General features: G+C 63.9%; 13 protein-coding genes. 4 read left to right on the forward strand and 9 right to left on the reverse strand.

The genetic code is table 11. The features are described 5' to 3' along the window. Position 1 precedes the first annotated feature (1 nt). The 5 genes from AC0KW6_RS06360 to AC0KW6_RS06380 all read right to left on the reverse strand — a co-directional run bounded on the left by AC0KW6_RS06360 (position 2) and on the right by AC0KW6_RS06380 (position 6,822). Positions 2-286 carry a hypothetical protein gene (locus AC0KW6_RS06360; protein WP_474034451.1) on the reverse strand — a complete coding sequence of 95 codons (285 nt, stop codon included), beginning with the start codon at positions 284-286 and terminating at the stop codon, positions 2-4. A gap of 407 nt (positions 287-693) precedes the next feature. Then, positions 694-2,349 carry a choline dehydrogenase gene (betA, locus tag AC0KW6_RS06365; protein ID WP_323779760.1) on the reverse strand — a complete coding sequence of 552 codons (1,656 nt, stop codon included), beginning with the start codon at positions 2,347-2,349 and terminating at the stop codon, positions 694-696. Positions 2,350-2,457: 108 nt separating this feature from the next. After that, on the reverse strand, positions 2,458-3,915 hold the full coding sequence (gene betB, locus AC0KW6_RS06370; protein WP_474034452.1) for a betaine-aldehyde dehydrogenase: 1,458 nt from the start codon (positions 3,913-3,915) through the stop codon (positions 2,458-2,460). Positions 3,916-3,978: 63 nt separating this feature from the next. Further along, on the reverse strand, positions 3,979-5,487 hold the full coding sequence (gene betC, locus AC0KW6_RS06375) for a choline-sulfatase (RefSeq protein WP_474034453.1): 1,509 nt from the start codon (positions 5,485-5,487) through the stop codon (positions 3,979-3,981). Between the two features lie 126 nt (positions 5,488-5,613). Further along, entirely contained in the window at positions 5,614-6,822 is a 1,209-nt protein-coding gene (locus AC0KW6_RS06380; protein ID WP_474034454.1) for a BCCT family transporter, read from the reverse strand. 159 nt (positions 6,823-6,981) lie between these two features. Between AC0KW6_RS06380 and betI the strand changes: the two genes are divergently transcribed. Beyond that, positions 6,982-7,557 (forward strand): choline-binding transcriptional repressor BetI, encoded by a 576-nt coding sequence (gene betI / locus AC0KW6_RS06385; protein ID WP_323779751.1) that lies wholly within the window; start codon positions 6,982-6,984, stop codon positions 7,555-7,557. Between the two features lie 40 nt (positions 7,558-7,597). On the opposite strand, the gene AC0KW6_RS06390 is transcribed toward betI, so the two are convergent. The 4 genes from AC0KW6_RS06390 to AC0KW6_RS06405 form a co-directional block, all read right to left on the reverse strand. Further along, on the reverse strand, positions 7,598-8,620 hold the full coding sequence (locus AC0KW6_RS06390) for a DUF1036 domain-containing protein (protein ID WP_474034455.1): 1,023 nt from the start codon (positions 8,618-8,620) through the stop codon (positions 7,598-7,600). 66 nt (positions 8,621-8,686) lie between these two features. Beyond that, entirely contained in the window at positions 8,687-9,607 is a 921-nt protein-coding gene (locus AC0KW6_RS06395) for a DMT family transporter (RefSeq protein WP_323779744.1), read from the reverse strand. A gap of 50 nt (positions 9,608-9,657) precedes the next feature. After that, positions 9,658-10,602 carry a pirin family protein gene (locus AC0KW6_RS06400; RefSeq protein WP_474034456.1) on the reverse strand — a complete coding sequence of 315 codons (945 nt, stop codon included), beginning with the start codon at positions 10,600-10,602 and terminating at the stop codon, positions 9,658-9,660. Between the two features lie 84 nt (positions 10,603-10,686). After that, entirely contained in the window at positions 10,687-11,289 is a 603-nt protein-coding gene (locus AC0KW6_RS06405; protein ID WP_474034457.1) for a LysE/ArgO family amino acid transporter, read from the reverse strand. Between the two features lie 90 nt (positions 11,290-11,379). Here AC0KW6_RS06405 and AC0KW6_RS06410 point away from each other — a divergent pair, with 90 nt between their 5' ends. The 3 genes from AC0KW6_RS06410 to AC0KW6_RS06420 all read left to right on the forward strand — a co-directional run bounded on the left by AC0KW6_RS06410 (position 11,380) and on the right by AC0KW6_RS06420 (position 13,897). After that, positions 11,380-12,267 carry a LysR family transcriptional regulator ArgP gene (locus AC0KW6_RS06410; protein WP_474034458.1) on the forward strand — a complete coding sequence of 296 codons (888 nt, stop codon included), beginning with the start codon at positions 11,380-11,382 and terminating at the stop codon, positions 12,265-12,267. Between the two features lie 12 nt (positions 12,268-12,279). Next, complete coding sequence (locus tag AC0KW6_RS06415) at positions 12,280-12,972, forward strand: nitroreductase family protein (RefSeq protein WP_474034459.1); 693 nt, start codon at positions 12,280-12,282, stop codon at positions 12,970-12,972. Between the two features lie 88 nt (positions 12,973-13,060). Then, complete coding sequence (locus AC0KW6_RS06420) at positions 13,061-13,897, forward strand: COG3904 family protein (RefSeq protein WP_474034460.1); 837 nt, start codon at positions 13,061-13,063, stop codon at positions 13,895-13,897.

A 13,897-nucleotide genomic window follows, 5' to 3' on the forward strand; every position in this document is an offset into this window, starting at 1 on the left:
GTCAGCTGCGCAGGCGGGCGAGCAAGCGGGCCAGCAGGCGGGCCAGCAGGCGGGCCACCAATGCGCGTTCCGCCTTGGCCGCCGCTTCCGGCGGCTGTCCGGGCTGGTCTGCCGGGGCCGTCGGCCACTGGCGCGCGCGGCGTGAAGCAGGCTCCTCCGCCTCTTTCGGGACTGCTGCTTTTGGCCTGACCACGTTTCGGACCGCTGCAAGGATTTCTGCATCGGAGCGCTCGGAAGGCACCCCCTTGATCTCCTGCCAGCGCCCCGGCTGATAGATCTGCCCCATACGGTTACTCCTTCGCACGATACTCCGCAGCCGCCGCTGTGAGGCCGGACCTGGGCTGCAGGCTATACCTAGTGCTTCCGGTCATGATTTTGACGAATTTGCCTTAAATTCACCAAAATTCCCCTATAGCCGGGAAGGTCCTTTCAACAGTTGCCGGGTTGTGCGGCAATTGCCGCCGTTTCAAGGTCAATCCGGCCGCTGCGACCCGCAATGCACTGCAGGCAAGGCGGCCTGCCCGCTCCTTTTTCCTAGGGTCGGTTGCAGGGTTTGCGCAACGCTGCGCGGCCGCTTTGACGCGGATCAACTGATGCGGCGGCAGCGCTGAGTGTCAGGCAGTCGTTCGGGCAGAAAATAAGCCGCCCGCGCAAAGGGGAGGTGGCGGGCGGCTTGCTGGCAGCACAGCAGGATCAGCGCTGCGCTTCGCGCCAGTTCGGGTTGAACCACGGCTCGGCGTTGGAGGACGGCAGGCGGCGGCCCAGGATGTGGTCGGAGGCTTTCTCGCCGGTCATGATCGACGGGCCGTTGAGATTGCCGTTGGTGATCCGCGGGAAGATCGAGCTGTCGGCAACCCGCAGGCCATCGACGCCGATGACACGGCATTCCGGGTCGACCACCGACATCGGATCCTCTGCCGCGCCCATCTTGCAGGTGCCGCAGGGGTGATAGGCGCTTTCCACATGCTCGCGCAGGAAACCGTCGATCTCGTCGTCGGTCTGCAGGTCCATGCCGGGCTGGATCTCGTGCTTGAGGAACGGCTTCATCGCGTCCTGGGCAAAGATCTCGCGGGTGAGGCGCACGCATTTGCGGAAGTCGATCCAGTCCTGTTCGGTCGACATGTAGTTGAACAGGATGCTGGGCGCATCTTTCGGATCGGCAGAGTTCAGCGTGACCGCGCCGCGCGAGCCGGAGCGCATCGGACCGACATGGGTCTGGAAGCCGTGGCCTTCGGCTGCGGCCTGGCCGTCGTAGCGGACGGCAATGGGCAGGAAGTGGTACATGATGTCCGGATAGTCCACGCCCTTGCCGGAGCGGACAAAGGCGGCGCTTTCGAACTGGTTCGACGCCCCCAGGCCGGTCTTGGTGAAAAGCCACTGCGCCCCCACCAGCGCCTTGCCGAAGAGGTTCCAGTATTTGAAGAGGGTGATCGGCTGTTTGCAGGCAAACTGGAAGTAAAACTCCAGGTGGTCTTGCAGGTTCTGGCCCACACCGGGCCGGTCGGCAACCACGTCGATGCCATGTTCGGCCAGATGTTTGGCCGGGCCGATGCCGGACAGCATCAGCATCTTGGGCGAGTTCAGCGAGGAGGCCGCCAGGATCACCTCGGCATTTGCGCGGATCACCTCGATCTTGCCGCCGCGTTCGATCTCGACCCCCACGGCGCGGCCGTCCTCGATCACCACCTTGCGGGCGAAAGCGCGGATCATATCGCAGTTGCCGCGCTTCAGCGCCGGTTTGAGATAGGCATTAGCAGCAGACCAGCGGCGGCCCTTGTAGACCGTCATCTCCATCGGGCCGAAGCCCTCCTGCTGCTCGCCGTTGTAGTCAGAGGTAACCGGATAGCCGGCCTGCTGGCCAGCCTCGACAAAAGCATCATGCAGCGGGTTGTCGCGGGGGCCGCGGGTGACATGCAGCGGGCCGTCCTTGCCGCGCCAGTCCGGGTCGCCGCCATGGCCGCGGCCGTTCCAGGTCTCCATGCGTTTGAAATAGGGCAGCACGTCGGCATAGGACCAGCCCGCCGCACCGCTGTCGGCCCAGTGGTTGTAGTCGCCCGCGTGGCCGCGCACGTAAACCATGCCGTTGATCGAGGAGGAGCCGCCGACCACCTTGCCGCGCGGGCAGACCAGCTCGCGGCCGCCCAGATGCGGTTCGGGCTGGGATTTATAGCCCCAGTCGTAAAGGCTCATGTTCATCGGGTAGCTGAGCGCGCCCGGCATCTGGATGAGCGGCCCGGCATCGGTGCCGCCGTGTTCGATCACCAGGACCTTTTTGCCGGCCTCAGACAGCCGGTAGGCCATTGCACAGCCGGCAGACCCGGCCCCGACAATCACATAATCCGCGTTCATTTCTACTCTCCATCCGGCAGCCGGAAGATCTGGACTGCTGCCGTTTTCTTCAGATTGGGCGGGCGCGGGACGCGCCCTGCCCGGCCGTTGTTTTCAGACGGGTGCCGGTCAGAACGCCGCTTCGACGTCGCCCATGCGGACGTAGACGGATTTCACCTGGCTGAAGTGCTTGATCGCCTCTTTCGAGTTCTCGCGGCCGACGCCGGAGGCTTTCACACCGCCAAACGGTGCCTCGACCGGCGCATCGTTGTAGGAGTTGATGAAGCAGCTGCCGGCCTCAAGATTGCCGATCACCCGGTGCGCACGGGTGAAATCCTTGGTGAAGACACCGGCGGACAGGCCGAATTCGGTGTCATTGGCGCGGGCCACGACTTCTTCCTCGGTGTCGAAATCCAGCACCGACATCACCGGACCGAAGATTTCCTCGCGCGCGATGGTCATATCGTCGGTCACGTCAGCAAACACGGTGGGTTCAATGAAATAGCCGTCCATATCGGCGCGGTTGCCGCCGCAGATCAGGCGGGCGCCTTCGGCTTTGCCCTTTTCAATGTAGCCCAGCACGATGTTCATCTGGTTCTCGGTGACCATCGGGCCAAAGCTGGTGGCCTCATCCATCGGGTCGCCCAGAATGGCCTTGCCGGTGCGCTCGGCGAGGCGGGCGAGGAATTTCTCCTTGATGCCTTTCTGCACGAACACACGGGTGCCGTTGGAGCAGACCTGGCCGGAGGAGTAGAAGTTGCCGTTGATGGCGCCGCCCACTGCGTTGTCGATGTCGGCGTCATCAAAGATGATCAGCGGCGACTTGCCGCCCAGTTCCATGGTGACGTGCTTCATGCCTTCGGCGGCGGCGGCATAGACCTTTTTGCCGGTCGGCACCGAGCCGGTCAGCGAAACCTTGTCGACGCGCGGGTCGGTGACCAGCGCGCCGCCAACCTCGCCCATGCCCTGAACGACATTGAACACGCCTGCTGGGGCGCCGGCCTCGATCAGGATTTCGGCCACTTTCAGAGCGCAGAGCGGGGTCGTCTCGGAGGGTTTGAACACCATCGAGTTGCCGCAGGCCAGCGCCGGCGCGCCCTTCCAGCAGGCAATCTGGGTGGGATAGTTCCAGGCGCCGATGCCGACACACAGGCCCAGTGCCTCGCGCTTGGTATAGACCCAGTCCTCGCCCAGCGGGATATGCTCGCCGGTGAGGGAGGCCGCGAGGCCGCCGAAATATTCCAGCGCGTCGGCGCCGGAGGTGGCGTCGGCCACCAGGGTTTCCTGCAAGGGTTTGCCGGTGTCGTAGGTTTCCAGCACGCTGAGGTCGTGGTTGCGCTCGCGCATGATGTCGGCGGCGCGGCGCAGGATGCGGCCGCGCTCGGTGCCGGTCATCTTGGCCCATTCCTTCTGGGCTGCTTTGGCGGTGGACAGGGCCTGTTCGACGATTGCCGGGGTGGCGGCGTGGACAGTGGCGATCTGCTCACCCGTTGCGGCGTAGATCACCGGGATCGGGGTGCCTGCGGTATCCTCGACGTATTCGCCGTTGATGAAGTGGCTGGCTTTGGGCTGTGCGGGGTGTGTCATGGTTTTCATGCCTCCGGCGGGGATATTGGGGGCCAGCAGAACTGGCCGGATACTGAATGCGGGTTACTCGCCCCTTGGGAAGCGTTTGCTTTCCTCAAGGGTGTTGAGATCCATGTGGTTGCGCATGTAGCGCTCGGATGCTTTTTGCAGCGGCTGGTAATCCCAGGGGTAATAGCCGCCCTGGCGCAGAGCCTCGTAGACGACCCAGCGGCGGGCCTGGCTGGCGCGCACCTCAGCGTCGAACTGGTCGAGGTTCCAGCGCGCGTCTGATTTGGCGCGCAAAGTGTTCAGCGTGCCGGCATGGGCCGGGTCATCCGCCAGATTGCTGAGCTCGTGCGGGTCGGCCTCGAGATCGAACAGCTGGTCGGGGTCCAGCGCGCAGCGGTTGTATTTCCACTTGCCGTAGCGGAGCGACACCAGCGGCGCATAAGACGCCTCGGCTGCGTATTCCACGGCGACCGGTTCGGTCCGTTCCGTGCCGGTGGCCAGCGGCACCAGGTTCTGGCCGTCGGTCCAGGGTTCGATCTCTGCCATATCGACACCGGCCAGCGCGCCCAGTGTCGGGGTCACGTCCAGGGTGGAGACCGGGGTTTCGATCAGCCCTGCGGGCAGGTCCGGCGCCGAGATCATCAGCGGCACCCGCGAGGAGCCGTCATAGAAGCTCATCTTGAACCACAATCCGCGCTCGCCCAGCATGTCGCCGTGGTCGGAGACAAACAGGATGATCGCCTCTTGCCGGGTGGTTTCCAGCACGTTCAGGATTTCGCCGATCTTGTCGTCGAGGTAGGAGATATTGGCGAAATAGGCGCGGCGGGCGCGTTTGATGTGGTCTTCGGTGATGTCGAAGCTGCGCCAGTCGTTGGCGTCAAAGATCCGCTGGGCGTGCGGGTCGTGGTCCTCGTAGGCCATCGCCGGGACTTTCGGCAGCAGATGCTCGCAATCCTCGTACAGATCCCAGTATTTCTTGCGCGCCACATAGGGGTCATGCGGGTGGGTGAAGGAGACGGTCAGCGCCCAGGGACGGCCGTCCAGCCCGCGCGACAGTTCGTACAGTTTGGCGGTGGCGTTGTAGGCGACCTCGTCGTCGTATTCCATCTGGTTGGAGGTCTCGGCCACCCCTGCCCCGGTGACCGACCCCATGTTGTGATACCACCAGTCGATCCGCTCGCCCGGTTTGCGGTAATCCGGGGTCCAGCCGAAATCGGCCGGGTAAATGTCGGTGGTCAGGCGGTCCTCGAACCCGTGCAGCTGGTCGGGGCCGACGAAGTGCATCTTGCCGCTGAGGCAGGTGTAGTAGCCCGCGCGGCGCAGGTGGTGGGCATAGGTGGGGATATCGCTGCGGAATTCGGCGGCGTTGTCATAGACGCCGGTGCGCGACGGCAGCTGGCCGGACATGAAGGAGGCACGGCCCGGGGCGCAGAGGGGCGACGCGGTATAAGCGTTGGCAAAGCGGGTCGAGCGTTCTGCCAGTTTCTTGAGGTTCGGAGCATGCAGCCAGCCGGCGGGGCCGTCCGGGAAGAGTGTCCCATTCAGTTGGTCAACCATCAGGATCAGGATATTCGGGGCACTCATCGCGGACCTCCCAAGCATAAGGCGATGTTTCTTCGAAAGGCGCCCGGCAGGCCCGAAGGCGCCGCCAGGCGGTTGGTGGCTGGTCCCGCCGTTCAGGGAAACCAGGGGCCAGCCGGGAGACCGCCCCTAGTGGGCCGTCTTGATCTTGTTGAAGTCGAGCGTGTTTTCCTCGGGCGAGGCGGTGATGCTCATCACTTCGCTGCGCTTGAAGACCACGATGTAGGCCAGGCAGGCGATGTAGATGCCGATCACCGCGGTGCCGATCCACTGGATCTGCAGCCACTGGCTCTGGAATGCCAGGGTGAGGGCAAACAGCACAACCGCATTGCCCAGCACATAGGGAATGGTGCCGAAACGCTTGGCCGTCAGGTTCAGGTTGTCGGTGTAGAGGCGGATCAGCGAGTCAAAGGAGTTGACCACAAAGATGATGCCCACCGCGACCATGGAAACGTTGATCAGCAGCGTCGTTTCGATGCTGTTCAGATGGTAGTAGTAGAGCACCGAAAACCACACACCCAGCGGGATTGACGGGAAGATCAGCAGGGCTGTCAGCACCTGCCAGGTGCGCAACCCGCCGACAAAGCGCGAAGTGAACTGGCCGATCATGATCGACCAGGCGAACCACCAGAACAGGTAGAATTCGTGGTAGTCGGTCAGCGGCAGAACGAATTTGTGAATGTTTGCAAAATAGCCGCCGATGTTGGAGGCGGTATCACCAAAGGCGCCCAGACCCATGCCGGAATAGGCCCACATGCCGAGGATCAGCACCAGGAACAGCACGGTGGAGCCGACGGACAGAATGCGCACGTATTTGATGTCGGTCGAGGAGAAGGCGGCAAACAGGATCACCAGGAAGGTGATGGCATAGAAAGCCGGGATCACCGTTTCGCCGTCGCCCATGAAGGTGGCGTAATACGGCAGGTAGATCAGGAACAGCGCGCCGGTGAAGGCGCAGGTGCCGATGATCACGATGTTGTTAATCCATTTCACCAGCGGGATCTCGAAGAACTTCACCCGCGGTTCAATGACGCAGAAATAGAAGGTCGTCAGGAAGTAGAAGCCCCAGATCAGGAAGCCCCAGAAGCCGAATTCCAGCGCCAGCGGGTTGGTGAAGCCATAGGCCGGCTCGGCCGCGATGTCGGCATAAAGCGGGAAGTCCCAGGCCAGCGGGAACATGATCAGGCCCACGTCCAGCCCCGAGGTGAAGAGAATGGCGATAAAGGTGAACAAGTGAACCGGGGTCACGCCGACGTTGCGGACGTTCCACCACTTGATCACGCAGAACACCACCAGCGCAAAGGCCAGCAGAATCCCGAATGAAATGATTGAAGTCATATGTCCCTCCCATTTCCGGGCGGTTTCCGCCCTTAGACATGGGAGGAGTACATATCACAGCCGGCTGATGCGCCAAACAGTTTTTTAAACGGTCATTCAAGTTTCCATTTCACGCTAACAACAGTTGAAACCGCCCCCCAATTGCCGCACAACTTATTCATGAGCAGGAAACGCATCCGGGACATCCGCAACGAAGAGCTGATCGAAGCCACCATCGTTGCCGTGCACAAGCGCGGTTACGGGGTTGTAACCATGGCGGAAATCGCGCGTGAGGCTGGCGCCTCGGCGGCGTCGATCAACTATTATTTCGGCTCCAAGGAAGGGCTGATGGAAGCCACCATGCTGCACCTTCTGGGCAAGCTCCGCCGCGCGATGAGCGAGGGTTACGCAACCGCCCGAACCCCGCGCGAGCGGCTTTATGCGGTGATGGATGCGAATTTTGCCGACGATCTGTTCACCGTGCCGCAGTGCAGCATCTGGATGCAGTTCTGGGCAAATGCCCCCTATTCGCCACGCCTCAGCCGCCTGCACCGAATCAACCGGGCCCGGGTGCGCAGCCATTTCCTGGCGGAACTGCGGGCGCTGCTGCCTGCCGGGCAGCTGGAGACCGCGCGGCAGGCGCTGCAGTGCTACATGGACGGGGTCTGGCTGCAGGCGGCGCAGTCCGACGATCCGCTGAACCCGGATGAAGCCCGCGCTGCGGCGCACCGGGTGGTGGATCTGGTGATCCCCTGAAGGCGCTGTCTGCCAGCACCCCGGCCCCGGCGCCCTGCCTCTAGTACAGCCGCCAGTAGTCCAGCCGGGTGCCGTGCGGCAGGTAGATCAGTGTCATACTCTCGGCAGTCAGGGATTTGATCTGGTAACACAGGCTGGTTCCCCTCACGCTGTCCCAGACCATCAGGTAGTCGCCCTCCCCTTCGGTTCCGCCGCAGCTGCCCTGCACCGCGATGAATTCCGGGGGCAGCTCGATGCCGCCGTAGCTGAGCAGGCGCACGGCGCCGGAGATTGTGAACCTGTCCTTTGGATTCCGCTCCGACATCCATTCCCCCTGCATCTGCTGCAGCATCCGGTCGAACCGGTTCGGTGCGCGCGGCGTGACGCTGTGCAATTCCAGCTCGCCAGAGTTGCCGAACCGGGTGATCATCTCACCGTCAACCTCCAGCGGGGCGCCGCGCAGCAGTCCCAGAAGATAGGTAAAGACCGGATCCGAGATCTCCACCCTGCCCTCGGCGCCGAGCTCGAAGCCGTTGCCGACAAACCTGCAGGTGACAGTGTCCGCTGCATCCTGCCGGGTGCAGCCCTGAAAGACCACGTCCACCGAATAGTGCTCCCCGTCTTCCGTGGCGTGGCTTACATCCTGCGGCCGTGCAGCTGCAGCACCGCCGCTTGCGGGTTGCGAACGGCGGCTGAGATATACCACGTGGTCCTCCGCGCCGGTGACCGCCTTGGCAAACCCCTGCCTGGCACGATCCCGCTGCACACAATCCGCGCGCCCCTCAATCCGGAAGCGGCCCGGTGCGGTGCAGAACCGCACACTGTCGTCGCGGAAGCTGTACCCGGGGCTTTCGGCGCGGAAGTAGAAATAGCTGCGGTGATACACCTGCGGCACCGGTTCCGCGCAATCGCCCGAAGGCAGCGGCTGCCAGCCCTGCGAAACCCAGCGGCCACCGGTGTGCAAGGTGACGGCCAACTGATGCTGGACCTCTGTATCGTTGCAGATACGGGTCCCGGCCCGGGCCGCCATATTGCCAAAGAGCACGTCCAGCAGCAGCACCGGCAGCCAAAGGTATTTCATCATTCTCCGCCCCCGCAAATGTCTGCAAGCGCGGGGCTTTACCCCGGCGCCGCAACAATCATAAGGAGATTAAACGCCTGCTGCATTACCGGAAAGTGAAAGACCTTTCTTATTTATCCTGGCTTCACGCCAGGAAATGAAGCTGACCGCGGCCAGGATCAGCCCGCCGCCGGACATCACCCAGACGTCAGCGGGCTCGGCAAATGCCAGGGCGCCAAGCAGCGTCGCCCAGACCAGCTGCAGGAATGTGACCGGCTGGGTCACCGCCACAGGCGCCGCGGCAAAGGCCAGGGTCATGGTATAGTGGCCCGCGGTGGCAAAACAGGCGACCCCGAACAGGATGCCGATCTCGGCCGGCGTCGGCGTCACCCAGACCGCCAGCGCAAAAGGCGCCAGCCCCAGGGTCACAAAGACCGACAGCATGCTGACCACAACCGCCGGGCTGTTGCTGCCGACGGTAAATTTGGCGATCAGATAGGAGGCGCCGAAGAACACGGCAGTGAACAGCATCGCGATATGGCCGGGCGAAATCTCGCGGAAGCCCGGCCGCAGGATGATCGCGGCGCCGACCAGCGCCACGGCTATCGCGGAAATCCGGCGGATCGCAAGTTTCTCGCCCAGGAACAGCGCCGCGCCCAGGGTGACATAGACCGGCGACAGGTAATTCATCGCGGTGACCTCGGCCAGCGGGATCTGGGTCATGGCAAAGAACCACAGGATCACCCCGGCGGTATGCACCGCGCCGCGGCCCGCAAACAGCGCCCAAAGCCGCGGGGTAAGATGCGCCCGGCGCAGGGCTCCGGCCATCGGGATCAGGAAGACCAGCCCCATCAGATAGCGCAGAAAGGCGCTTTCAGCGGGCGGGATGCGGCTGCCAAGATATTTGACCAGCGCCGTAACTGCCACAAAGCAGAGACCGGTGACGACCATCCAGAACACGCCCTTGAGCGGGTTCTGTGCATGTTGGATGGCGGCGGCGGTCTGGCTCATAGGCTGACAGAACACCGGTTCGGGCGGCGGCGCAAGACTTCACATGTGAATTATTTACGGGGTTCGGGCAGCGGGGTGAATTCCTGATCATCGCCGGGGGGCAGATGAAAACGCCCCTGCTGCCAGTCGCCGGCCGCCCAGGAGGCCTTGGCCGCCTCGATCCGGTCGCGGGAGGAGGCGACGAAGTTCCACCAGATGTAACGCGGCCCGTTCAGCGTTTCACCGCCCAGCGCCATCAGCCGCGCCCCTTGCGGGCCGGCGGTCACGGTGATCTCATCCCCCGGGCGGAACACCATCATGCGGCCGGCCTCAAATGTTTCACCGGCAATTTCCACTGACCCTTGCGTGACATAGAGCCCCCGGTCCTCGTGATCCGATGGCAGCGGCAGCTTGGCCCCGGCCTGGAGAACCGCATCAGCATAAAAGGTTTCGGAATAAAGCGTTGCAGGCGCCTTTTCACCCCAGGCCGAGCCAAGGATCAGGCGCACAGCTTTGCCCTTGCCCTCGAGCAGCGGCAACGCCTCCTTGCCATGGTGTTCGAAACTGGCGGGTGCATCCTCGTGGCTCTCGGGCAGTGCGATCCAGGTCTGGATGCCGAACAGGCTGCTTGAACCTGCGCGGGTTGCAGGTGAGGTGCGCTCGGAATGGGTGACGCCCTGGCCTGCCAGCATCCAGTTCACCTCGCCCGGATAGATCATCTGATGGGTGCCCAGGGAATCGCGGTGTTCAAACTCGCCCTGATAGAGGTAAGTGACGGTGCCGAGGCCGATATGCGGATGCGGCCGCACGTCGATGCCCTGCCCGGTCAGGAATTCGGCCGGGCCGGCCTGATCGAAAAAGATGAACGGCCCGACCATCTGGCGGCGCGGCGCGGGCAAGGCGCGGCGGACCTCAAACCCGCCGATGTCGCGGGCGCGCGGGATGATCACCGTTTCAATAGCGTCAAGGCTGCCCGCATCGGGGCATTGCGGTTCCAAAGCCGGGTTCCAGCTCATCCTTCCCTCCTGTTGGCGGCTGCAGGAGAAAGGTAGCGCGTTTCAGCGCAGGCGTTAGGGGGCCTCGCGCACAGGGGCTGTTCGTCACATCAACAGGAGCTTTAGCGCAATCGCCCACATGGTGAGGCCGACAAGGGCGTCCAGCACCTGCCAGGCGCGCGGGCGGGCAAAGACCGGGGCCAGCAGGCTGGCGCCATAGCCGAGCGTGAAGAAGAAGGTGAAGCTGGCGATGGCGGCACCGGCGGCAAAGACCAGCGGCTGCGGATACTGGGCCGAAATCGACCCCAGCAGCACCACGGTGTCCAGATAGACATGCGGGTTCAGCCAGGTGAGCGCCGCAACCGTCGCCAGCACCGGCAGCAGGGCCGCGCCTGCGCCTTCGCCCGCGGCGTCCAGGGTTTCGCCGCCGCGCCAGGCCGCGCGCAGCGCGCGGGCGCCGTACCAGATCAGAAAGACGGCACCGCCCCAGCGCATCGCCTGCTCAAACCACGGAACCGCCAGCGCCACCGAGCCGAAGCCCAAGACCCCTGCGGTGATCAGCAGCGCGTCGGAGCCGGCGCAGGTGAGGCAGATCCAGAACACATGCTGGCGCCGCAGCCCCTGGCGCAGGACAAAGGCGTTCTGGGCGCCGATCGCCATGATCAGGCTCAGGCCAAGGGCAAATCCGGCAAGCAGGCTGGGGGGCATCGTGGTCTCCATCGTTGTGCTGGGGATTTGACTAAGGCCCGCCGTGGCATTAATCCAGTTAAAGAAGCTTATGTCAGATTAGAGTTGCTAATGCAGATGGATCCCAGCCAGCTGGCAGCGCTGAGCGCGGTGCTGCGCCTCGGCGCCTTTGAGGCGGCGGCGCATGCGCTGTCGGTGACACCTTCGGCCGTCTCGCAGCGGATCAAGGCCTTGGAGGACCGCATTGGCACTGCGCTGGTGCTGCGCGGCACGCCGTGCACCGGAACCGCGGCGGGACTCAGGATAGCCAAACATGCCGAGGACATCGGCCTCTTGGAGGCGCAGCTGGCGCGTGAATTGTCACTGGAGGCGGACCACGGCCCGGTGCGGCTGCGGATTGCAGTCAATGCCGACAGCCTGGCCAGCTGGTTCATCGAGGCAATGGCTGATGTGGACGGGGTGCTGTTCGATCTGCTGGTGGACGATCAGGACCACAGCGCGGAGTGGCTGAAACGGGGCGAGGTTTCGGCGGCGGTGACCGCCAGTTCCAAGCCCGTGACCGGGTTTGACGCCTATCCGCTGGGCACGCTGAATTACGTGGCAACCGCCAGCCCGGATTATTTGGCGCGGTGGTTCCCGGACGGGGTGACCCCCGAGGCGGCATCCCGCGCGCCCTGCCTGATCTTCAACGCAAAAGACAATCTGCAGCGGCTGTGGCTGGAACGGAATGCAGCGCCGGGGCTGTCACCGCCGGCGCACTACCTGCCCTCGACACAAGCCTTCATTGATGCTGCCGCAGCGGGCCTGGGCTGGGGCATGAACCCGCAGGCCATGGTCGCCGGCGACATCCGCAGCGGACGGCTGGTGCCGTTGATTCCGGACACCGCCCTGCCGGTGCCCCTGACCTGGCAGGTTGCGCGGATCATGGCCCCTGCCCTTGCGGAAGTGACCCGCGCAGTGCAGAAATCAGCTAAGATGCATTTGTCGCACGCCGCATGAGGAAGGCCGCCCATGGTTTCAAAAGACGCTCTCAGCTATGATCCGCTGCCCTTACCGGACCGGGCTGGGTATTCCGACACGGAAATGCAGCAAAAGGCGGCCGGTTTCCTGACCCATATGCAGCGGCGGCACTCGGTGCGGGATTTTACTGATCAGCCGGTGCCGCGGCAGGTGATCGAGACCTGTATCCGCGCCGCCGGAACGGCCCCCTCGGGGGCCAATCACCAGCCCTGGTTCTTCACCGCGATCTCCCGCCCCGAGCTGAAGGCGCGGATCCGCGCCGAGGCTGAGGAAGAGGAGAAAAAGTTCTATGCGGGCGGTGCGGGCGATGAATGGATCAAGGCGCTGGAGCCGATCGGCACCAATGCGGAAAAACCGCATCTGACCACCGCGCCCTGGCTGATCGTGGTGTTTGCCCAGCGCTGGGGGGAATTCGAGGACGGTAGCCGCTACAAACACTATTACGTGCCGGAAAGCGTCAACATCGCCACGGGTGTTTTGCTGACGGCGCTGCATACCGCGGGCCTGTGCACCCTTACCCACACGCCGAACCCGATGAAGTTCCTGAACGGCGCCCTGGGCCGCCCAGCCGCGGAAAAACCGACGATGATCATTGCCGTGGGCCATCCGGCAGAGAGCGCCACAGTGCCATCTGTTGCCAAGCTGAAAAAACCGCTGGAGGAGATCTCAGCATTTCTGGAGTGACAGCCGCCGCGGGGATCCGGAAAATTCAAACTTTCCGGCCAATTTTCTTGCAAGAAAATTGCACCGTTTACGGCAGCCGGTGCGGCTGATGCGGCAGCCTGCCTCCCTGCGCCGCAGCCTGGGCCTGCAGGTGCTGCTGCCGCGGGCGGGGGTTGTGCTGGTCTGGCTGGCGCTGAACCAATGGGCCCGCCTGCCGCTGCCGCTGGTCTTTTCCCTGATGGCGGCGGACGGGCTGTTTCTGATCTGGCAGGCCCGTGTCTTTCTGCAAAGCGCCGATGCGCATGTGCGCAGCACCGGGGCGATGGCGCCGGTCTGGGGCGGCTATCTGGTGTTCATGCTGGCCGGCTTTGCCGCGATCGCCCTGTGGTGGGAGGCGCAGCTGATTGCCCGGACGGCGGATGAACCCGCTTATGCCGAACAGCGGCAGCAGGAACGCGAGGCGCTGTACCGGCTGACGGTGTCCGAAGATGGCCGGGTGCTGGTGTTTGACGGCGAGATCACATTCGGGCTGACCGGGCGGATAAACCGGATGGCCCGACGGCACCCCGGCCTGCAGCAGATTTCCCTGACCGGTCCCGGCGGGCTGATTGCCGAAGCCCGGGGTGCGGCCAGGCTGATCCGGGACCGCGGGCTGGCCACCCGGGCAGAGGGTTTGTGCGCGTCGGCCTGCACGCTGATGTTCACGGCCGGCCACCGGCGCAGCCTGGGGGCCCTCGGGCAATTGGGGTTTCACGGCTATGGCTTGCAGTCCGCCGGCGGCCTGCCGCAGATCGACCTGGAGAAAGAGCAGGAAAAGGACCATGCGTTTTTGCTGGCGCAAGGGGTGAGCGCAGCCTTTGCAGACAGGATATTCGCCATCCCGCACAATCAGATCTGGATACCGGACTCTGCAGCCCTGCGCGCAGGCGGTGTTTTGACCGACTAA

Source organism: Leisingera sp. SA215 (assembly GCF_055902035.1).

What these genes read in the sequence shown, in the direction of transcription:
- AC0KW6_RS06360 (WP_474034451.1), bottom strand. Translation starts at nt 286, where the DNA reads ATGGGGCAGATCTATCAGCCGGGGCGCTGGCAGGAGATCAAGGGGGTG.
- betA (WP_323779760.1), bottom strand. Translation starts at nt 2,349, where the DNA reads ATGAACGCGGATTATGTGATTGTCGGGGCCGGGTCTGCCGGCTGTGCA.
- betB (WP_474034452.1), bottom strand. Translation starts at nt 3,915, where the DNA reads ATGACACACCCCGCACAGCCCAAAGCCAGCCACTTCATCAACGGCGAA.
- betC (WP_474034453.1), bottom strand. Translation starts at nt 5,487, where the DNA reads ATGAGTGCCCCGAATATCCTGATCCTGATGGTTGACCAACTGAATGGG.
- AC0KW6_RS06380 (WP_474034454.1), bottom strand. Translation starts at nt 6,822, where the DNA reads ATGACTTCAATCATTTCATTCGGGATTCTGCTGGCCTTTGCGCTGGTG.
- betI (WP_323779751.1), top strand. Translation starts at nt 6,982, where the DNA reads ATGAGCAGGAAACGCATCCGGGACATCCGCAACGAAGAGCTGATCGAA.
- AC0KW6_RS06390 (WP_474034455.1), bottom strand. Translation starts at nt 8,620, where the DNA reads ATGATGAAATACCTTTGGCTGCCGGTGCTGCTGCTGGACGTGCTCTTT.
- AC0KW6_RS06395 (WP_323779744.1), bottom strand. Translation starts at nt 9,607, where the DNA reads ATGAGCCAGACCGCCGCCGCCATCCAACATGCACAGAACCCGCTCAAG.
- AC0KW6_RS06400 (WP_474034456.1), bottom strand. Translation starts at nt 10,602, where the DNA reads ATGAGCTGGAACCCGGCTTTGGAACCGCAATGCCCCGATGCGGGCAGC.
- AC0KW6_RS06405 (WP_474034457.1), bottom strand. Translation starts at nt 11,289, where the DNA reads ATGCCCCCCAGCCTGCTTGCCGGATTTGCCCTTGGCCTGAGCCTGATC.
- AC0KW6_RS06410 (WP_474034458.1), top strand. Translation starts at nt 11,380, where the DNA reads ATGCAGATGGATCCCAGCCAGCTGGCAGCGCTGAGCGCGGTGCTGCGC.
- AC0KW6_RS06415 (WP_474034459.1), top strand. Translation starts at nt 12,280, where the DNA reads ATGGTTTCAAAAGACGCTCTCAGCTATGATCCGCTGCCCTTACCGGAC.
- AC0KW6_RS06420 (WP_474034460.1), top strand. Translation starts at nt 13,061, where the DNA reads ATGCGGCAGCCTGCCTCCCTGCGCCGCAGCCTGGGCCTGCAGGTGCTG.